The organism is Pseudomonadota bacterium (genome assembly GCA_022361155.1).
Classification (GTDB): domain Bacteria; phylum Myxococcota_A; class Polyangia; order Polyangiales; family JAKSBK01; genus JAKSBK01.
This window is the reverse complement of sequence record JAKSBK010000454.1, coordinates 1-20,082: the sequence shown is the minus strand read 5'-3', so window position 1 is coordinate 20,082 and position 20,082 is coordinate 1. Positions and strand designations below refer to the sequence as shown.

General features: G+C 65.5%; 13 protein-coding genes and 1 pseudogene. 10 read left to right on the top strand and 4 right to left on the bottom strand.

Annotated elements, in window-relative coordinates; all coding sequences use genetic code 11:
* Nucleotides 1-31: 31 nt before the first annotated feature.
* Nucleotides 32-2,101, bottom strand: a complete 2,070-nt coding sequence (locus MJD61_17165) for a metallophosphoesterase family protein (GenBank protein ID MCG8556992.1) — start codon at nucleotides 2,099-2,101, stop codon at nucleotides 32-34.
* Nucleotides 2,102-2,346: 245 nt separating this feature from the next.
* On the opposite strand from MJD61_17165, the gene MJD61_17160 reads away from it, so the two are divergent.
* The 7 genes from MJD61_17160 to MJD61_17130 all read left to right on the top strand — a co-directional run bounded on the left by MJD61_17160 (nucleotide 2,347) and on the right by MJD61_17130 (nucleotide 8,850).
* Nucleotides 2,347-3,531, top strand: coding sequence for an ATP-binding protein (locus MJD61_17160; protein ID MCG8556991.1), 1,185 nt, complete (start codon nucleotides 2,347-2,349; stop codon nucleotides 3,529-3,531).
* A gap of 724 nt (nucleotides 3,532-4,255) precedes the next feature.
* Nucleotides 4,256-4,864, top strand: a complete 609-nt coding sequence (locus MJD61_17155; protein MCG8556990.1) for a basic secretory family protein — start codon at nucleotides 4,256-4,258, stop codon at nucleotides 4,862-4,864.
* 40 nt (nucleotides 4,865-4,904) lie between these two features.
* Nucleotides 4,905-5,432, top strand: coding sequence for a hypothetical protein (locus MJD61_17150; GenBank protein ID MCG8556989.1), 528 nt, complete (start codon nucleotides 4,905-4,907; stop codon nucleotides 5,430-5,432).
* Nucleotides 5,350-6,741 carry a glutamate--tRNA ligase gene (gene gltX / locus MJD61_17145; protein ID MCG8556988.1) on the top strand — a complete coding sequence of 464 codons (1,392 nt, stop codon included), beginning with the start codon at nucleotides 5,350-5,352 and terminating at the stop codon, nucleotides 6,739-6,741. Before MJD61_17150 ends, gltX begins: the two co-directional genes overlap by 83 nt.
* An 18-nt stretch (nucleotides 6,742-6,759) precedes the next feature.
* A complete protein-coding gene (locus tag MJD61_17140; GenBank protein MCG8556987.1) occupies nucleotides 6,760-7,695 on the top strand; it encodes a CPBP family intramembrane metalloprotease in 936 nt (311 codons plus the stop codon).
* Nucleotides 7,696-7,770: 75 nt separating this feature from the next.
* Nucleotides 7,771-8,382 (top strand): Uma2 family endonuclease, encoded by a 612-nt coding sequence (locus MJD61_17135; protein ID MCG8556986.1) that lies wholly within the window; start codon nucleotides 7,771-7,773, stop codon nucleotides 8,380-8,382.
* A gap of 177 nt (nucleotides 8,383-8,559) precedes the next feature.
* Nucleotides 8,560-8,850, top strand: a complete 291-nt coding sequence (locus MJD61_17130) for a hypothetical protein (GenBank protein MCG8556985.1) — start codon at nucleotides 8,560-8,562, stop codon at nucleotides 8,848-8,850.
* 168 nt (nucleotides 8,851-9,018) lie between these two features.
* Here the strand turns inward: MJD61_17130 and MJD61_17125 are convergent, their stop codons facing one another.
* The gene (locus MJD61_17125) at nucleotides 9,019-9,915 is read right to left on the bottom strand and encodes a TIGR01777 family oxidoreductase (protein MCG8556984.1); all 897 of its coding nucleotides are present in this window, start codon (nucleotides 9,913-9,915) and stop codon (nucleotides 9,019-9,021) included.
* A gap of 303 nt (nucleotides 9,916-10,218) precedes the next feature.
* Between MJD61_17125 and MJD61_17120 the strand changes: the two genes are divergently transcribed.
* Nucleotides 10,219-10,464, top strand: a complete 246-nt coding sequence (locus tag MJD61_17120) for a hypothetical protein (GenBank protein MCG8556983.1) — start codon at nucleotides 10,219-10,221, stop codon at nucleotides 10,462-10,464.
* A gap of 378 nt (nucleotides 10,465-10,842) precedes the next feature.
* Nucleotides 10,843-12,609, top strand: a complete 1,767-nt coding sequence (locus tag MJD61_17115; GenBank protein ID MCG8556982.1) for a hypothetical protein — start codon at nucleotides 10,843-10,845, stop codon at nucleotides 12,607-12,609.
* Between the two features lie 440 nt (nucleotides 12,610-13,049).
* Here MJD61_17115 and MJD61_17110 read toward each other — a convergent pair whose 3' ends face one another.
* Complete coding sequence (locus tag MJD61_17110; GenBank protein ID MCG8556981.1) at nucleotides 13,050-17,279, bottom strand: DEAD/DEAH box helicase; 4,230 nt, start codon at nucleotides 17,277-17,279, stop codon at nucleotides 13,050-13,052.
* A 1,015-nt stretch (nucleotides 17,280-18,294) separates the two neighbouring features.
* Here MJD61_17110 and MJD61_17105 point away from each other — a divergent pair.
* The gene (locus MJD61_17105; protein ID MCG8556980.1) at nucleotides 18,295-19,566 is read left to right on the top strand and encodes a hypothetical protein; all 1,272 of its coding nucleotides are present in this window, start codon (nucleotides 18,295-18,297) and stop codon (nucleotides 19,564-19,566) included.
* A gap of 268 nt (nucleotides 19,567-19,834) precedes the next feature.
* Here the strand turns inward: MJD61_17105 and MJD61_17100 are convergent.
* Nucleotides 19,835-20,082: pseudogene (locus MJD61_17100) on the bottom strand (transposase).

Below are 20,082 nucleotides of genomic sequence, written 5' to 3'. Positions count from 1 at the left end.
ACTCCATTTCGCCGGTTCTGACCACCGCTGGCTATGTAGAGGGTTGGCAGGTCTTTAGCGGCAAGCGCTCGATAGGGTCCCCCGTGAGACTGAGGGCCTCCAAGGCCACGCCTTGCGCGTCGAGGCCGATGCGCACCAAATGCTGCCGGCTGTCGAAGCGCGCAACCTTCCGGGCCCAGGGCGTGGAGCGGTCTTGCACATAGTAGGGTGCGCCGGCCCCACCTGTGATGATCTGCCAGACCGGGTGCTTCATGCCCGCGACGAGCTCCGCATCGACTTGCAGCCGGCTGTAGTTGTGCTCGTCGCCGTGAAAGATGGCGCAGACCCGGTGGCGCCCCAGGATGCGAAAGAGCCGCTCGCGTTGCTGGAGCACCTCGGGAACGCGTCCCCCCCAATACATGGCGTCGTAGACATGGCCTCCGTTGGGAAAGCCGGGCTCGTGGGTGAAGACGAATAGGTGCCGGGCGCCGCGCGCGCGTGCCTTGGCCAGGTCGGCGTCGAGCCATGCGAGCTGCGTATCGTCCACCCAGCCTTCCCGCTGCCCCTGGCTTGCACGCGGATGGTCGTTGCGATGCGGGTGCGAGCGCCACCAGTAGTTGGAGTTGATCACGGTCATGTGGGCGGCCCCGACGTCGAAGCTGTACACGTTTTCGAGATAGGGCGGTGCTTCGCGGCGAGAAGGCGACGGTCCGTTGCGCGGGTTGACGAACTGCTCGGCGAATTGCACTTCCGCGCCTTCGGCACCCGGCCTGTCGATCGCCCAGCCGGCCTGCCAGACCTCGAGCAACGCCTCGTGATTGCCCATGACCTCGTAGATCGGAACGTGAGCGCCGATCAGCGAGGTAACCCGCTTCCAGGCCTGCAATTGATGCCGGAACAGCCCTGGCTCGGTGGTGTAGCCGTCAATCAGGTCGCCCACGAAGACGACGAAGTGGGGATCGGTGTCCAACGCGCGCAGGAGCAGGTGCTCCAGCACCCGGCGGTTGCTCCCGGCGTAGCGTTCGTCGGCCGACCCCATTCCACTGCGGCTGTCGCTGAGGACCACGAACCTGATTGGGGCTTGGCTCGATGCAGGAGCAGTTCGGAAGCTCGCGCCGCGGCTCTGGCTGACTTCGCCCCGCCTGTCCACAGACTGTACGTAGTAGCGGTAGCGGGTACCGGGCTGCAGCTCCGCCAGCTCGACCTCGTGCTGCAGCCCGCTGCTCGCCGCGCCGACGCTGCGCGTGCTGCCGCGGGAGTCGACCAGCAGCAGCGCGCCTGCCGTGGGCACGTCGGTGCTCCACGATACGGTGGCTGTTCGGGGACCCACCTGGTCCACGAATGGCCCGAGCCAGATGCTTGGCAGCTGCACGAAACGTGCCCCGGGACGGCAGGGTGCTGGCTCGCAACGAAAGGCCGTCACGCCGTCGTACACGCGGGCGGTGCCGTCCTGAGGGTCGAGCGCTTCGAGCCTCCAAACAAGCTCGCCCCGACCGCGCGCAGCAACCTGCGCCACGTCGTTGCTCGGGTGCAGCAACAGTCGCAGGTCAAGCTCCAACGCGTGCTCGCGCCCGCCAGGCTCGCTCGTTAGGGAGCTCGAGCGCAGCCGGTATCGAGGTAGCCGGAGCGCCTCCTCGGGAACGAAGTTGCCGAAATAGACGCTCGCTGCAGGCGAGGGTCGCGTCGTCGCGTACGAGACGCGCAAGCTCCCGTCCGGCTTGAGCTGCGCCGATGGGACCCGCGCAAACAAGCTGTTGAAAACGTGGATCTTCCGATCGTTCGCGACCTTGGACGCTGGCTCGCCGATGGGCAGGATGCTGGCGACCATGGATCGATCCACGATCGGATCTCCCGCCGCCCCCACCTGCGGCCTGCCCGCGATCTGCCCGAGCCGGACGCCGCGCCGGAACGCTTGTCGCGCCTGCGCCAAAGCCTTCGCCGACAACGGCGGCGGCTCGGAGAGCGGCGGGCGCCCCACGGCCACCGGCGCTGCGGCCCGGCCCGAAGCCGGCGTGTCGGGTTTAGCCCGGACCCCCTGGGGCACGGCCCCTTGCGAGCCTTTGCCCCCGTTGCAGGCGCAGCCGGTTAGCAGGGCCAGAAGCAGGCTCGAACGCAGCGCCATCGGAAGTGGGTTGTCGCTCAATCCGAGGCTCAGGGCAAGGGACAGCGGTCTCAGCCCTCGAATTCCTGCGAGGCTGCTCCCAGAGCGCAAACACCCTTCACGGGTGCTCCACAGAACAGACCTCGTTGACTCACTACAGGTAGCATCAGCAAGGTCAGAACCTTGTACCAGCGAACGCGCCTGGCTCCATGGGTATAATTGTCAATCAAATTGACAATTATACCCGAAGCCGCCACGATTCCCGGGTGATCCGACGCGTTCTTGAACCACGACTGGCCGCCGCGGCCGCACGATTTCCTGTTGTGACTGTCACCGGACCCCGGCAGTCGGGCAAGACAACGCTCTGCCGCGCGGCCTTCGGTAGCAAGCCCTACGCGTCCCTCGAGGATCCCGACACACGCCGGTTCGCGATGGAGGACCCTCGCGCGTTTCTTGCTCAGTATCCAGACGGGGCGGTCATCGACGAAATCCAGCGCGCGCCCGACCTTGCTTCGTACCTCCAGCGCATCGTGGATGACCGGCGCGCTCCTGGCCTGTTCATCCTCACCGGCTCGCAGCATTTCGGCGTGATGAACACGGTATCCCAGTCACTGGCCGGACGCAGCGCGATGCTTACCCTATTGCCGTTGAGCCACGACGAAGTCCGTCGCTTCGACAATCCGCCCAGGAATCTTTTCGAAGCGCTCGTCACGGGTGGCTACCCGGCCATCCTTGACCGCAGGCTCCCGGTAGGCGACTGGTTGTCCGCGTACACGCGCACGTATGTGGAGCGCGACGTGCGCCAACTCACCAATGTCACCGACCTCATGGCGTTCCAAACGTTCGTTCGGCTGTGTGCCGGTCGCACAGCGCAGCTCAACAACCTCTCGGCCCTGGCTGCCGACACGGGCATCACACACAACACCGCCAAGGCGTGGCTTTCGGTGCTCGAGGCGAGCTACCTGGTCCACCGTCTGCCACCCCTGCATCGCAACTTAGGCAAACGCCTCGTCAAGACCCCGAAGCTGCACTTCTACGACAGCGGACTTGCGTGTTACCTGTTGGGCATCCGAAGCAGCGACGAGCTTGTCCATCACCCGCTGCGGGGCGCGTTGTTCGAAAGCTGGGTCGTTTCCGAGGTTGTCAAGGCGCACGTGCACAGCGGGGTCGAGCCTCGGCTGGCTTTTTACCGGGACAGCAAGAGACGCGAGGTGGATCTGATCGTGAAACGTGGCCGAACACTGCTGGCGCTGGAGATCAAGTCGGGACAGACCATCGCGCCCGACTTCTTCACGACCCTGCACGCCTTCGCGAAACTCCTGGAAGCAGCGGGCACCGACGTGTCGCTCGTCCTTGCCTACGGCGGCGATACTGAACAGCGTCGCAGCAATACGCGGGTACTGCCGTGGTCAAGAGTCGCCGAGCACCCCTGGTTTGCGGCGCCCTCCTGAGGCCTTCGTCCCGTTTCTCATAACAATTCTCAAAGACAAACTGCGTGCCACGCATCGAATTGGATGCGCAACGGCCAACGGGTTGGAGTGATTCAGTGGGGCTCATTGCACGCATGCCAGCTTCCGGTGTAGCGTTGGTGAAGCTCGGCCGCGAGCGCGCCGCCCTGCACGACCGCAGCCGATCGAGCTATTCTTGGACGGGCCCTTGGCGCGGTTCGCTGTGGTTTGCAGGAACTCAACTGGAAGGCCAAGCGGGAAAAGCAAGCTCGCCATGTTGGCGGCGCTGGCGCTTGTCGTCTCTTGCCGCGGCGTCAGCGGCGCTGGTGGGCCTCCGAGTGAAGCCGGCCGCGCGGGCGAAAGAGCCCCAGGAGGTGCCGCCGGACTGAGCGGCACCGCGGCCGCCCCAGCCCCGACGCCTCCGGTGGCCGGTACCAGCAGCGGTGGCGCAGGCAAGGGCGGTTTTGGTGCACACGGCGGTTTTGGTGCACACGGCGGCTTTGGTGCACACGGCGGTCTTGGTGCACACGGCGGTTCAAACGCGGGCGGTGTTGGTGGCACGGGCGGCACAGCAGGCCAGAGCGGTGGCGGCGCCGGTGTTGCTGGCTGGGCAGGCGGTGCCGGTGGGCTGGCAGGCCTGAGTGGAGCGGCCGGAGCGGGTGGCTTCGGGGGCAGCGCTGGCGTCGATCCCCTGGCTCGCGTGTGCACGCCCGGCTTCCAGCTCACCATGGAGGACACCGGACCCAAAGGACAGCTCATCCTGAATGACGCTGGTCCCGACCCGGAAGCCTACGTTCATGGTATCGCGCACGGTGTCTGCCGCATTCTGTACCGCAACGCGTCGGAGGTTCCCAAGGTGACCCACTTGACGCTCATCATCCGCGACGATCCCGGCGTTGCATGGAAGACGGGCAGCGAGCGGGCCACCATCATGCTCAGCTCACGTCACCTCGACGTCTACCGGCGCGACGGTCGCGACGTGAACGCCGAGGCTAAGGGCGTCCTGTACCACGAGATGACTCACGTGTATCAGTACAACGATGCCGACGGCAAGGGCGTGCCCGGTGGCCTGATCGAGGGCGTCGGAGACTACGTTCGGGCCAAGGCGGGCTACGTTGCTCTCAGCACGAGACGCAGGGGCGGCCGCTGGGACGGCGGTTACAACACAACGGGCTGGTTCTTGATGTGGATGGACGAGCAGTATCCGGAATCTGTCTACCGACTCAACCTGACCATGGACAGCCACGACGGGAAGGCCTGGACCACGAGCGCGTTCGTGGACCTCACCGGGCAAACCGTCGACGAGCTGTGGAATGCGTATCAGGCCACTTTGTGACACTGGAACGCGGCGCCGCGGCGCCGCGCCGGAACGAAGCATGTTTCGCGATCCGGGCAGCAACTCACGGGCACTCGAGCGAGCTTCCCAGGCGCTGGCGCAGGTGGGGCGCGAAGGGCGCGAAGCGCAGCCTGCAGGCACGCTGCCCTACGGAGAACGCCGTGCCCTCGAGATCGGCGTCGCGATCGCGGCCGAACCGCGCCGGCTGCTTCTCGACGAGCCCGCGCACGTCGCCGCCTGGCCTACGCATCGGATCGCGCGCCAGGGCATCGGCTGGGTGCCGGAGGAGCGACGGGTCTTTCCGACGCTTTCTTTCGGTTTGCGTCCGGGCGCATGCGCGATCGCGGTCCGGCAACGCCCGCCAGCCCAAGCACCACGGGTCGCATCGTGGTGCCGGCCCGGGGTTGACCCCTTTGCTGTGGGTCTGCTACCGCCAAACCATGTCCAGCGTTCGGGTCCGCTACGCGCCATCGCCGACTGGCTACCTGCACCTGGGGGGGGTTCGCACGGCGCTGTACAGCTGGCTGTGGGCACGCCGGCACAGTGGTTCTTTCGTGCTGCGCATTGAGGATACCGACCTCGAGCGCAACACGGCCCAGGGCGAGCAGGTCTTGCTGGAAGCCTTGCGTTGGCTCGGGCTCGACTGGGACGAAGGCCCAGGGGTAGGCGGAGTGCACGCTCCCTACCGCCAGAGTGAGCGGCTTGCCCTGTATCGCGATTTCGCCGACAAGCTGGTGGAGCGGGGCTGGGCGTACCGTTGCTACGCCACGAAGGAGGAGCTCGAGGCCGCACGCTCCGCTCACGAGGCGCGCCGTTCGGGTGAGCCGTTCAACCACCGCGTTTGGCGCGATCGCCACGACTGGCCCCAGGACCAGCCGTACGTGATTCGTTTCAAGGCTCCGTTGGCCGGCAGCACGGGTTTCACCGACTTGGTCAAGGGACCGATCGAGATCGCCCACCGGACCCTGCACGATGCCGTATTGTTGCGTGGCAACGGCATGCCGCTCTTCACCTTCGCGGGCTTTGTCGACGACCTGACCATGAAGATAAGCCTCGTGGCGCGGGGCGACGACCACGTGATCAACACACCGATGCAGATACTGCTCTACCGGGCCATGGGCTGTGAACCTCCGGCATTCGCACACCTGCCTCTGATCCTGGCGCCCAACGGCGAGAAGCTGTCGAAGCGCCATGCCGCGGTCAATGTCTTGGAGTACCGCGATCAAGGCTTCCTGCCGGATGCCGTCCTCAACTATCTCGCACGGCTCGGTTGGTCGCACGGTGACCAGGAGATCTTTGCCAGGCAAGAGCTGATCGACCACTTCGACTGGGGTCACGTCGGGACTACCGCCGCTCGTTACGATCGCAAGAAGTTTCTGCACGTCCAGGCTTCGCAGCTTCGAGCCCTGACCGAGACCGAGCTGGCAGAGCGCGTCGTCGGCTTTTTGGCCGAGCGTGGGCTGTCGGTGGGCAAAGACGACCCGCGCCTGCTCGCTGCGCTCCCCAGCGCCAAGCCCAGGGCCAGCACCCTCGAGGACTTGGCCGAGGCACTCGACTTCTACTTCCGGCATCCCGTGAGCTTCGACGCTGCTGCGCGCGCACAGCACCTGGTCGCCGCAAGCTCCAGCCTGCTGCGGGGGCTGCGCGCGGCCATCGAGGCGGCCCAGCCCTTCGAGCGCACGGCGCTCGAGCAGCAAGCAAAGGCGTGGCTGGAGGCCGAGGGATTCAAGCTCAAGCACGTGGCGCAAGCGGCTCGGGTCGCCTTGACCGGTCGCTCGCGCAGCCCAGGGCTGTTCGAGGTCATGGAGATCCTGGGGCGTGACTTGACATTGGCGCGCCTCGATGCCGGCGCGCGCATTGCCGCCAAGGAAGCTTGAAGTCGAGCCTCTCTCTCCATGGGCAGTGACTCTCCAAACGGGAGCTGGGGGTTCCCGATCGGGACGGACCTGCCCGAGCCCGTGGCGTCGAAGCCGGATCGCCCTCCCCCCATCCGCCTCGCCGATCTGCACCCCAAACGCTTCTTTCTCGACACCTGGCGCCAGCAGGACGAAATAGCCTGGCACGAGCGGGCGGAGCACTCCCCGAGCTTCGACTACCGGCCGCTGGTGGCCCTGGGGTTGGCCGCAGTATGCCTGACGCTGATGGAGTACTTCGGATCGGGATACCAGCTGGGAGATGCGCTGCGATCGTTCGATCCAAGCGAAGGGAAGCACGACAGCTGGTCGTGGCAGCTGCGGCGCTGGCGTTTCTACAATCTGCTGGAGTACGGCTACTGGAGCGGCTGCCGCGTGCTCGGCTACTTCGTGCTGCCTGCGCTGGTCGTGCGCTGGGTCTTTCGCCAGCGCCTGCGTGACTACGGCCTGAACCTGCACGGCCTGGCCGAGCACGCTTGGCTGTATGCGCTCTTCTATCTCGTCGTGCTTGCGCTGGTCGTGCTCGTGAGCTCGCGGGAGGACTTCGCGTCCTACTACCCGTTCTACAAGCAGGCCCGGCGCAGCTGGCTCGATCTCGCGACCTGGGAGCTGATCTACGGCTTGCAGTTCCTGGCGCTGGAGTTCTTCTTCCGAGGCTTTCTGCTGTTTTCCTGTCGCCGCGCGCTCGGGTCTCATGCGATCTTCGCCATGACCGTGCCGTACTGCATGATCCACTTCGGCAAGCCATGGCTCGAGGCGCTGGCGGCGATCGTCGCCGGCATCGTGTTGGGGACCCTGGCGCTGCGCACGCGCTCTATCTCGAACGGCTTCTTCATCCATGTCTCGGTCGCTATCAGCATGGACGCGGCCTCGTTGCTGCGCGGGCAAGGGCTGCCGCAGCAGTGGTGGCCCACCTGACCCGGACTCTGGCGATTCCGATTCGGCCGCCGGCGGCGATTCGGCGGGGCTCGCGAGGCGTGCTAGTGTGCGGTCATGGCTCGTAGTGCCGAATCGCTTCCAGTGGAGGCTACGGATTTCGACCAGTGCGTCTACTTCCACGACGTTAGCTGGCCGCAGTTCGAGAGCATGCTCGCCCTGCGTGGCGACCACGGCAACGTCCGCTTCACCTACCTCGAGGGAGAGCTCGAGCTGATGTCACCCTCAAGTTACCATGAGCTGACAAAGAAGAAGCTCGCTCGGCTGATCGAGGCCTTTGCCGAGGAACGAGGTATCGCGCTCGAGGGCTTCGGTTCCTGGACCATCAAGAGCCAGCAGCGCAAGCGCGGCGTCGAGCCCGACGAATGCTACGTGGTGGGCCCGGTCCGGGATGATGTTGAACGCCCGCACTTCGCCATCGAGGTCGTGCACACCTCGGGCGGAGTCAGCAAGCTCTCCGTCTATCAGGGCCTCGAGGTACCCGAGGTCTGGTTCTTCCGTCAGGGCCGTCTCGAGCTTCGGCGCCTCGAACCCTCCGGCTACGTCGCAACCACGCGCAGCGCGTTTCTGCCCAATCTCGACCCCGCCCTGATCGCCCGCTGCATGCAGGCAGAAAACCAGACCGAGGCTGTCCGACAGTTGAAGGCCGCCATGCGGGAGCCTGCCTAGACGGCTTCGCGCCGTAAGGGAGGTGTCGAGAGCGGACTTCGGACCGAGCACCGCCTACCGGACCTCTGGCGGCCGCGCGGAGAGCGGCAGCTCATGCTAACCTGGACATTCACGGGTACATGCAAACCACAAATAGCTGCAATTACACAGTATATTATGGACATTCAGGCGGTCACCGTGAGCCTTGGAAAACTGTCCTACGAGACTACTCACCCGTGGCTCACCTTCCGCGTGAACCTGAAGCGCATGCCCCCCGCGTTCTGGATGCTGCTCGGAGAGGTGCGCTCAAAGAGCGCGCACCTGAGCGGAGTTCCCCTACGTCCGGATACTGCCACGAACGTCCACCAAGTCTACTTGGCGCGCGATGTCCTCGCGACTACCGCGATCGAGGGCAACACACTGTCAATCGAAACGATCCTGGCGTTCTTGCCGGACACCGTAGAGCATGACCATGGCGACGTCGATTAGGCTCCGCTACAGAACAACCTGTGCGGATCGCGGAGGACCGGGCGTCGCTGGCAAGGCGCGACGACGAGGAATACTGGGGATGTTTCGAGGAGGAGCAACACAGCCAGCAACGTTTGGGACCCGCGAAGTGGGCAGGTTATTCTGTGGCGGAGCCTTAGCCGCGGCTGGTCAAGACACCAGAGCCTCGAGCGCAGCTTGCAGCCGCGGATGCTCGAACGTGTAGCCGTTGCGCTCGGCGACCCGCGGCAGGACCCGTTGGGAAGCCAGCAGGATTTCACTGAGCTCGCCCAGCGCGATCCGCAAGACGGCCTTCGGCATTGGTAGCAGCGTCGGACGATGCAGCGCCCGGCCGAGCGCGCGGGTGAAGTCCGCGTTCGTTACGGGCCGCGGCGAAACCGCGTTGACGGCTCCCTGCATCTGCTCGTTTTCGCTCGCATGAAGCAGGATGCCGATAACGTCCTCGTGGTGTATCCACGGCATCCACTGCCGCCCGCTTGCGAGCCTGCCTCCCGCCCCTGTCTTGAAGGGTGTGAGCATCTTGGCGAGCGCGCCTCCGTTGCGCGCCAGCACCACGCCAACACGCACGCAAACGACCCGCATCCCGAGCTCCCTGGCAGCTAGGGCCTCGTGTTCCCAAGCCGCACATACGTCAGCCAAGAAGCCTTCGCCTTGCGCCGCGTCCTCGTCGAGCAACTCATCGCCCCGGTCACCGTAGTAGCCGACCGCCGAAGCCGACACGAGCACCCGTGGTCGCCGCTGCAAAGCCTCGAAGCCTGCCACCAGGTTGCGGGTGCCGACGATCCGGCTGTCCCTGATTCGGCGCTTTTTTTCCACGGTCCAGCGGCCGTCCGCCACTGCTTCGCCAGCCAAGTTGAAGACCGCGTCGACCTCGCGCAGCGCCTCGGTTGGCGGCGGCCCCGTCTCCGGCTCCCAGCGGTGCGTCTCGACGGATCCCAGTGCGCGGGCGGCGCGGTCTGGATCGCGGCTGACGACGACCGCGTCGGTGAGCTTGGTCGCAAGTCCCCGGCCGATCAGGCCCGTTGCACCTGTGATGAGCGCTCTCAACGTGGTCCTCGTGCGACGGCGGGCAACAAACGGATCCCAGGCTCGAGTTCAGCGCTTTCGGCGGCTGCAATCCCCGGGAAAACCGTCATTTCGGCGTTGCTCCTCCTCCCAATGACACCACCATTAGTCGTCGTCGCGCCTTGAACTGCCAGTTTTCGCGGGGATTTCGCTTCACCAAAAGTACTGAACTCGAGCCTAAGCTCGATTCCCAAAGCGGCTGTACGTCTTCGTGGGGATTCTTGATCTGCAGCCCGTTCAAGAATAACTATCCCATTTAGCCGTCGCCGACCACCTCCGGGCATCGTGATCGTAGTCGCGGCCGTGGCCGTGGCCGTGGCCGTGGCCGTGGCCGTGGCCGTGATCGTGGTCGTGATCGTGGTCGTGATCGTGATCGTGGCCGTGGTCGTGGCCGTGGTCGTGGGCGTGATCGTGGTCGTGATCGTGGGCGTGATCGTGGTCGCGGGTCGTCGCCGTGGTCGTGGTCGCGGGTCGTCGCCCTGGTCGCGGGTCATGAACGTGACCGGTACGAGTCAACCTAGCCAGTGGTGAGTCTCGCGGGCGGGCGCTCGTACCCCGTACCCGCCGTCTTCGGCCCCGGTCCCTGTCTCGGCCTCGGTCCATGTCTTCGGCCCCGGTCCCTGTCTTCAGCCCGGTTCCGGTCTGCCCTCTTCAGCCATCTCGCTCTTCAGCCGCGGCCCGTTGCAGGACGGTCGTGCTAAGGGCCCGCCGAAGAATAACTCGATCGTTGCGACCGCGTTGCCGGGCGCGCTCGCGGCTTTCGTCCTCGCAAAAATCCTCGCAATGGCGCTGCTATTCCTGCGGTTTTTCCTCCGGGCGCGCCCGCGATCGCATCCACCCTGCGCGGCCGGTCTCGACGAGTTATTCTTCCGCGGGCCCTGGGTCGGGGCCCCGCCACGTGCGGCAGCCATGCTCGACACCCTTTCGATCCTGGCGGTCTTCTTTCTGGTCTTATCGCCGGGCTTGGCCGTGATCACCTGGCTCGATCGAGGCGGTTCTTGGTGGAAGAACGTCGGCCCGGGCCTCGCTCTGGGAGCCGCGCTCGCGGTCGCGCGTGCCGTGGTGCTGCACCGCGTGGGCCTGCTGCACGATCGAGCGCTGCTGTGGTCGCTGGAAGGCGCTCTTTTCGGCGTTTCGGGGCTGGCGCTGGCTTTGGCGTTCTTACGCAACCGGAAGCAAAACGAACGCACGCGGGGAAAGCTGCGCGTGCGAGAAGGACTCGCGCTGCTGGCGATCCTGGTGGGCTCCAGCGTGCTGCGCATGATCCCGCATCGCATGCGACCCGAAGCGCTCCAGGTGCCGGACGCACCGCAGCACTGCACGCTGACCACGGCGCTGCTGCTGACGCCCGGCCGTGGCACGTGGGAACCCTTTATGGACGCTCCTCTGCGCTACCCTTGGGGATCGCATGCGCTAGTGGCCGAGCTGCATACGCTGACGGGCGTCCCGGTGTGGGGTGTGTTCTCGGTCTTGTTGACCGCAGGCTTCGGCCTGCTATCGACGCTGGCGCTCGTAGCGTTTGCAGCCGAGATCTGGGACGAGCCGCGCCATGCCATCGGCAGCGGCTACGCGTACGCGTTTCTCAGCGTGGCGGACGGCGCCGTGTTTTCACGTTGGGGCGGACTGCCCACCGAGGTCTGCTTCTGCTTCGCCCTGGCTATGGGAGCAGTGCTGCTGCGTGGCGGGCGATTGCTCGTCTTGCTGCCCGTGTTCGTCACGGCGATCTTCTTGTGCAACACGCTCTTGCCACTCATCATCGGCTGGGCGTTCGCGTGGGGGCTCGCGGCCACGGCCTGGGCGTTTCCCGAGCGACGCCGCGGCTGCCTCATGGCTGCGATGGCTGCTGCGCTGGGAGTACTGCCCGCGCTCCCGATGTGGCTGCAGGTCATCGATTTCGATGCCATGGGCAAGACGATCGCGTTTCAACTGCACCGGCACATGGACTTGTTCGACATGGGGCACACGCACGTGGGTGCCTACCTCGTGCTGCTGGCAGCGCTGGCCCTGTTCGCGCGTCGCTCGCCCACGGCCATCGGCCGGCTCGTTGTGCTCGCTTCCATCGCCGCGCTGCTCGTGGCCTTCACCGGCATCTTCACGCTCTACAAGCTCGCTACCGGGCTCGCCGACGCCCCCCGGACCATGCTCGTACCTTCCCGCTGGGCCACGGCGCTCACCTATCCGCTGGCGGCGTTTGCCGGTGGAGGCGTAGTGGCCTTGTGGGAACGCCTGGGCAAGCTGCGTTTCGTGGTCGCAGCCTCCCTGGCGATGAGCCCCATCTATCCCCTCTGGCGCCTGTCGTTTCAGCGCGTCGACGCTGCCGCTTTTGCGGCCTTCGAATACGTGCGCGGCCAGGCAGACCCCCGTGATATGGTCATCAGCATGGTCCCGCATAACGATGCCTGGGCCAATGCCGTGACGCGCATGGAGGCCAACGACGTGGCCACCCCTCCTGGCTCCGATCCCCTGACCCGGCGAGCGCTCGCCAACAAGAGGCTGCGGCGAATCGCGAAGCTCGACGGGAACCTGCCCGGGGAGCTTGCCGATGATCCACCTCGTCGCTACTTCCTCGTCGTGAACGAAAACAGGCACAGGTTGGTGCCCTCCACACGCCGAGTCCGGCTCACACGGGTAGGACATGTCTCCGTCCACGAGTGGTTCCCCAGACGAGCCCGCTAGGCTCGGGGCCTCTTCATCCGAACCGCCTTCTTCATCCGAACCGCCTTCTTCATCCGAACCGCCCTCGCCGCAATATGCTCAGGTCGTGCGTGTGCTCACGTTCCTCATCGGGCTCTGTCTCGGGCTCCACGCCGTTGGACAGCTGCTGTTTTGGCTGCTTGACATCGATCCAGGGCGCTTCCGATGAGCTTCAGCTCAGAAGGCAGCGGCGACTCGCTCCACGCTAACCCGGTACTGGCGGCCCAGGTCGGCGGCCCAGGTCGAGGGCGCCGAGTGAGCCCTGCGTAATTCAGCGAGAGTCATGGGGAAGCTACCTCCCGAAGATAACCTTCACCCATATCTGCGCCCGACCAGTGGTGTCCACCAGCTCGAACGAGCGAACCTCGACGCCCTGGACTTCCCGCTTGATGAACTCCGCGCACGCCTCGATGCTCAAGGCACTATCCTACTCGAGGTCGTCCAGCCTGGTAGCTTGAGGTTAGGGCCGGTGACAGCTCGCGATCGTGAACGAAGGGTTCCGAGCTGCCACGGATGAGCGCGAGCATCTCCTCCTCGCTGATCCTGGCCGAAACGTCGCTTCCTTCGAGCAGGCTGGCAGCAAGGTCGCGTTTGCGATGATGCAGATCGACGATCCGGTCCTCGATCGTCTCACGCGCGACGATTCGATAGATCGTAACCGGTCGCGTTTGGCCTATTCGATGGGCGCGATCCGATGCCTGATCCTCGACTGCCGGGTTCCACCACGGATCCATGTGGACCACGTAATCGGCCGCGGTGAGGTTGAGTCCAAAACCGCCCGCTTTCAGGCTGATGAGAAAGGCATCACCCTCTCCGGCTTGGAACTTCTGAATCGCCGCGTGGCGTTTGCTGAGCGCGGTCTTCCCGTCAAGGTACTGATACGATACGTTCTTCGCGTCGAGGAGCTCTCGGATCAAGCTGAGATGGTCAACGAATTGGCTGAAGATGAGCACTTTGTGCCCGTCCTCGCGCAGCTTGTCCAGGAGCTCGGCAAGCGCGGCGAGCTTCGCACTTGGGGCATCGTGATCAGGGAGCACAAGGCGCGTGTTCGATGCCGCGCGCCGGAGTCGTGTGATCTGGGCAAGCAGGTGCATGCGTCTTGCGTCTACGCCCGCGTCGAGGCTTGAGAGCTTCGCGAGCGCTTTTTCGCGGACGCTCTCGTAGAGCGCCATCTCGTCGGGCTCGAGGGCCACGCGAAGTGTCACGTCGGTCCGTGATGGGAGCTCTTCGAGCACGCTCGTCTTCGTCCGGCGCAGAATGAACGGCGAGATCAAGCGCTGCAGCCGGCCCTGCGCTGCTCGATCGCGGTTGCGCTCGATGGGGCGAGCGAACTGGAGCTCGAAGCTCTTGTGCGAGCCGAGGAGACCCGGGTTCAAGAAGTGGAACAGGCTCCAAAGCTCTCCGGTCCGGTTTTCGATCGGCGTACCTGTCGCGACGATGCGCTGCTGGGCCACGAGACGGCAGGCGGCTTGCGCCCGGCGCGTTCGCGGGTTCTTGATCGCCTGCGCCTCGTCCAGCACCGCAACGACGAAGCGAGCCTGCTCCAGCGCCTCGATCTCCTGTTGAAGAAGTGAATAGCTGGTGAGTACGAGATCGAAAGGCTTGAGCTCGGAGAGCGCCTGCGTCCGATCACCGCCCGCGAAAAGCCGAACACGAAGCGTCGGCGCGAAGCGCGCGATCTCATCTGCCCAGTTGACGAGGACGGAGGTAGGCGCGACGACGAGGCTCGGGCCTTGTTGCGCGCGCAGCGAGAGCAGCGCCGCAACTTGCACGGTCTTGCCCAGCCCCATCTCATCGGCCAGGCATCCTCCTGCGCCCCAGTGCCCCAATCGTGCGAGCCAGCGGAAGCCGTCGAGTTGATACGGTCGCAGCTCGCCACGGAACGTGGAAGGCACCTCTTCGGTAGCTCCGGTCGTGAGCCGGTTCAGTTGTTGCTTCCAGGCATCGTCGCTGACGACGCGGGCCCCATCCAGCAAGTCTTCTAGCTGTGGCACCACCAAGCGATGGAAGCGAAGCCGCTTGTTGGCTGAGGAGTCGGCGAGCGCCTGAAGCTCGTCGAGTCGATGCCTGAGGTCGGCGGTGAGCGCCAGGAAACGTCTATCGCCGGCGACCCTGAGGAAACGTCCCGGTGACGCGTCGAGGTAGCCAACGAGCGTTGAGAGCGCCAAGGGGTCTGTTCCCGGGAGATCGAGGGTCGCTTTTGCTTCGAATAGGCCTCCCGCTTCTCGAAACGAAAAGTCCAGGTGCTCGATCGAGGCGGGTTCGGTGACCTCGAGCACTTCGCCGTCCGGCCACTCGAGGGTCGCGGGATCCAGGCGTGACCTGAGCTCGACCAACGCTTCCAGCGCTTGGACGCGATTCGGGAGCTGGTAGCTGCGGCCTACGTTGTCGGCGGACGAAAGCGTTGGACAGGCCGCGAGCACCTCATCGAGCTGTCGCCTCTCCTCCACGAGGTTGCGGGAAGCGAGCACGCGCCGGTCGTCGATTTCGGCTACCATGTGTCCACCGCCACAGCCGGGGTTCGCGGCGGGCCCGCGCTCGCCCAGCGGTCGGACGATGACCTCGACCGACATGCCATCACCCAGGGGCCGGAGCAGGAATCGCGGACTGGGATCGCCGGCGACCGTCTCTGCGTCGCTCGCATCGAGCTCGAGATCGGTATCGACGGCAATGGACTTCGAGAGAGCCGCCGGAACCTCACGAAGCCGCGCTTCAGCGCTGGCAGGCAGCTCGAGTCCCTTCTTGCCGAGAGCCTTGGCGATCGCGTGGTGCTTGGGTTCGATCGCAACGACTTCGATCGTGGACGGCCCTACCCTCTCGCAGCACACCTGCTCCTCTGCGTTGCGGGGCATCGGATCGAGCACGATCCGAAAGCCACCCTTCTTGGGTCTCCTTTCTACACGAAGCTTGGCCGGACGCTTTCGGATCTCCACAGGTACCCATTGGCCGGAGACTTCCGTGAGAACGTTTGGCTGACCAACCAGCGTGCTGAACGCCGGCCCCGGATCGATCGCGTACGTCACGTCCCGGTACCGGCCGTAGTAGCTGTACGAGACACTCTCCTCGATGCTCGAGCAAACCGCTCGATCCGCCGCGCTCAGGAAGTCCATCTCGCCGGACTCGTGGGCGAGCCGCTTGAGCGCCACGGGACGGCCCTTCGACCAAACGCCCTTCTTCGAGCGCGTTTGTTCGCGCGGCTCGAGGTCTAGCTCTTGGTAGTGCTCGGTAACAATCCAGACCAAACGCCGATCGCCGTCGGGCTGCTGCGACGCGGGCGAGCGCACGGGACCGCCCGCTGCGACCTCGAGCAAGGCGTCGAGCGCCCGGGGCCAGCGCTCTGGCTTGTTGACAGCTCGAGGGAGGCAAACGCCCGGGAGGTGCTTGCAGCATGGGGCGCCGTGACCACCCTTTTTCGTGGGGCGAAGGCTGCGGACCGTGCATGCGGCCTGCGCGGCAAGCCAGTCGTACCCTGCCGCCTTCGCCCTGGTGGACAGCGACTGCAACGCTTTGATCAAAGGACGCGGCGCGCTCCTTTCCACCCAGCTCGCGCCGAGCCCCCGCAGCAAGAGTTCCATCGGAGCGATCGTGTCCAGGTCGAGCGCTGAGCCCGTGTACAGGAGGTCGTCTGCTTCCTGCGCATGGCACAGCAAGGCTGCCGACTCGGAGAGAATCTGGTACGCACCCGTGTACCGGCTGACACCGTTCCTTGCCGCGGCGGTTGAAAGGCCCCTGGCCCGCTCCAGGCTGTCCTCCCGGCCGTCGGCGAGTAGGGAGACGATGAAAAAGATGCCGCTCAGATCGGGAAAGAAGCGCCTGCGCTTGCCGGCTTGCTTCAAGAACGCGTGCAGGGCGTTCTCGTACGCCTCGTTCGCCTCTTTCCAGCGGCCCCCGAGCGCGAGCACCCACGCGCGTCCAACCCGGGCCTGCAGCGACGATCTCGATGCAAGGCGATCTTCGGCATCGCCGAGCCTGCCGCGCAGCACCAGTTGTTCGACCAGGAGTTGATGCGCGGCGTCCGTAAGGTCCGGCTCTTGCTCGAGGAGCGTCATCGCGTCCGGCGCAGGTACAAGCGCCGCCAACGACGCATCGAGTACGTCCATAAGCGCACGGGTGCGCAGATCGTCCGGAAGCTCCACGAGCCACTCGCGATCCAAGGGTTGGCAGATGCTAGCGAAAGCGCCGTGGGCAGCTTCTGCGAGTTGTCGAGCTTCGTCCCAGCACCTGGAGTAGAGCGCGATCCGCAGCTCGCGCAGCAGCTCGCCGCGCGACATTCGGGACTCGTCTCGAATGGGCCGAATCGTGCGAACGTCTCGCGTCATCGAATCGAGGCGGCCCTCTCGCGCGACGTGCCGAGTGATCGCGTGCACGAATCTTGGCGAGACCTCCCAATGGGTGTCGCCGACAAGCCATCCTTGCCTCGTAAGCGCCTGAAGGGTGGGAAGGATGCCCGCCCCGGTTGGAGCACGGCTGCCGATTCGATGTCCAGCCCGCTTGAGCGTACGCGCAAGATCCGTGCGCGTCGTAGGCTCGTAGAACACCGAGGCAAGCTCGATCAGGCCGCGTTCGATCGGGGCAAGCTTGATCAAGCGTTTGATTGGGCCGCTCTGACGCATGCGGTGCGCTTTCGGGACTTGCTCCATTGCTTTGTTCACGAGTCAGTCCATATCACGCCCACGCTGGGGGATCGACGGGCAGCCCTTCGTGGGCGAGCGACTATACCTACGGGGCGCTCGCCGGGCGAATTCGCAGGGTTGCGACCAAAACAAGACCGTTGCGACCGCTGCACCCGCACCAACGCGCTCGGAACCCCGCCGCCGCACCGCCCGAATATCCTCAAGCCTCAAGGCGGGTCAGGTCGCCCGCCCGCCCGGCCCGCGCCGCTGGTCCAACAGCTCTCGATCCGCGAGCAGGAGCGGCTCGACGCCACCGCTCGGAGGCTCTTCGCCTTTCTCTCCGCCTCGTAGTGCTGCCCCTCCACCCACACATTCCGTTGGAGAGCCGATTAATGAAGCGTACAAGGACAGCTTCGACCGTGCCCTGCTGGTGTCCAACGACTCTGATCTCGCCCCTGCCATCCGTATGCTCAAAGCCGAGTTTCCAAGTATTCACTTCCTCGGGGAGCGCGACAAATCCATACGGCTTACCAGGGAGCGGTTCCGCGTTCGTCGCGGGCGCCCCGCGCCTCTGCTGCCGGGACCCGCGGTGCTGAAGCGTACCGCCTCGGTGCCGTGAGCCTCCCGGTCGAGCGGGTTGTCTACTCGTCGTCGGCCTCGCGGCCGCAGGGACGGTCGTGTAGCCGCCCTGGATCTCTTCGAGTCCGGCCCCCTCGAGCTTGGCGCCCACCTTTTCGATGTGCTTCGCCACCTGTGCGCAGATGATGAACTCCACTCCCTCGCCGTGGAAATCGAGGTACGGCATCCCGAGCTGGTTGCTCTTCAGCTTGTTCAGCTCCTTGACATCGCGCGGCTTGCGTCGAGCGCGCGGACACGGATCCGATGAGGCTTGTCGGGCTTACCGGGCATCAGCGCTGCTCCTTGGTGAGGGTGTTGCTATCGTTGCTCGTCGCAGCTCATCACAGCTTGCGCGGGCGGATCGGCCGATTGAGCCCGAGGCCGGTGACCGATGCGGGCTAGGCAGGGGGTCCGCGGCCCTGCTAGAACCGCTGGCATGGATTCATTTCGTCTGGCGAGCGTTTGGGCAGCCAGTCTAGCCTGGGTCCTGTTGTTTGGCGCTGCCGAAGCCGGTGCCCAAACCACGACCGAAAAGGTTGGCGCGCCAGTCACCCCGAGCAACTCGGCACCACCCCCACCCCCACCACCGCCAGCCCCACCGGCGCACCCGCAGCCGCCGCCGGCGGCACCCGCTCGAGCAGCAGCGCCCGCTCCGACAGCCGTCCCGGACGCAGACCCAGCCTGGAAGCTCTATCACGAGGCCTTTCGCGCGCTCGCGGGCCGCAATGAGGGACGCGCCGTGCAGCTGCTCACGCGGCTGCTAAACCAGTATCCTGGACACCCAGCGGCCGAACGCGGTCAGTGGTTGCTCGTCGACCTACAGAGCCCACGCGAGGCGTCTTCCGAGGCCCACCAGCGCTTGGGGACGCCGCCCGCAACGGCACCTGGTCCGGTCGCGGCGGCATCTACCAAGGGCGCACGCGCCGAGTTGGCGTCGTTTCAGACGCTGCACGGGCTCGTCCTCGGTATCGAGTCGTGCACGCTGCTCGAGTGCGACGGAGAGCGCGCATGGGCGCTGGGACTGATGGCCACCACCGGGGCGGGGCTCGGGCTCAGTTTGCGGCTCTCTGCGAACGGCATTACTCCAGGTCAGGCACGAGCGCTGACGTCCGGTGTGTACTGGGGCGCATGGAACGGCTTCCTGCTGGGCATGGCGACCGACGCCATCGAGAGCGCCCGAGACGAGGGCAAGGCCACGGCGACTTCGTTGATGCTGGGCCAGCTCGCAGGGCTTGCTGGCGGCGCGCTGCTGCACAACCTCTATCGGCCCGCAGCTGGAGACGTGTCCCTGGCCATGTCGGGTGGTATTTGGTCCACGGCCTTGGCCGCCCTCGGCATCCTGTTTCTTCAGCCCGCCATTGAGGACCAAAGCGGAGCCTTCTGGACATGGTTCGTCACCGGCAATCTGGGGTCCTTGGGTGGTGCACTATTGGCCGACCGAGTTCCGATGAGCGCAGGCCGAGTATTGATGCTGGACGCAGCCGGCATCGTGGGCCTGCTGCTCGGAGCAGGCGGCGCCATCCTGCTCGAGGGCGAGGCAAGCGCCCGAGGCGTGGGTGGTCTCGGCATTGTGGGCACCGTCGCGGGGCTTGGCGCAGGCTATTATTTTACGCAGACTTGGGACACTGGCGGCGGCGACACCTCACCCCTGCTCAGCGTCTTGCCCGTGCCGGGCGGCGCCGTCGGCAGCATTCGGGGCAGGTTCTAGCCGACTAGCTACATGCGGGTACGAAAGTAGAGAAGATTTTTCAATGATTCCGGCAGCCCGATAGCTGGGCGACGGTCCGAATCTGCGCTTTTTCGGGCGAGCCCGAGGTAGGAGTCCGCGGCGGAGGCGGAGCGGCCGAGGCGGAGCGGCCGAGGCGGAGCGGCCGAGGCGGAGGCAAGAGTCGGCGGCGGAGGCAGAAGGCCGAGACCGAGACGAGACGGAAGATCGGCGTCGGGTTCAGTTAAAATCGTGCCATCTCGGCGGCGCCGGCGTACAGGCCGTAGTGGCGAATCTTGTGGAAGCCGTCAGGAAGGACGTGCGGCAGGAAGCGGCGGAGAAGCTCGACAGGGGAAAGGCTCGCGAGCTTGCCATTGTTCGTGCGAAACGTGACGAGTTCCTGGCGCACGTCCACGAGGCGGCTGTTGGAGATGGCCACCCGATGGGTGTAGCGGCCGAGGTAGTTGAGGACGTGGTCAACACGGCGGAAGGGCGTCTTGGCGTAGACCAGCCACGCGG

Coding starts and splice junctions, on each gene's coding strand:
- MJD61_17140 (MCG8556987.1), top strand. CDS start 6,760: ATGGGCAGTGACTCTCCAAACGGGAGCTGGGGGTTCCCGATCGGGACG.
- MJD61_17135 (MCG8556986.1), top strand. CDS start 7,771: ATGGCTCGTAGTGCCGAATCGCTTCCAGTGGAGGCTACGGATTTCGAC.
- MJD61_17105 (MCG8556980.1), top strand. CDS start 18,295: ATGGATTCATTTCGTCTGGCGAGCGTTTGGGCAGCCAGTCTAGCCTGG.
- MJD61_17150 (MCG8556989.1), top strand. CDS start 4,905: ATGTTTCGCGATCCGGGCAGCAACTCACGGGCACTCGAGCGAGCTTCC.
- MJD61_17155 (MCG8556990.1), top strand. CDS start 4,256: ATGGAGGACACCGGACCCAAAGGACAGCTCATCCTGAATGACGCTGGT.
- MJD61_17115 (MCG8556982.1), top strand. CDS start 10,843: ATGCTCGACACCCTTTCGATCCTGGCGGTCTTCTTTCTGGTCTTATCG.
- MJD61_17165 (MCG8556992.1), bottom strand. CDS start 2,101: ATGGCGCTGCGTTCGAGCCTGCTTCTGGCCCTGCTAACCGGCTGCGCC.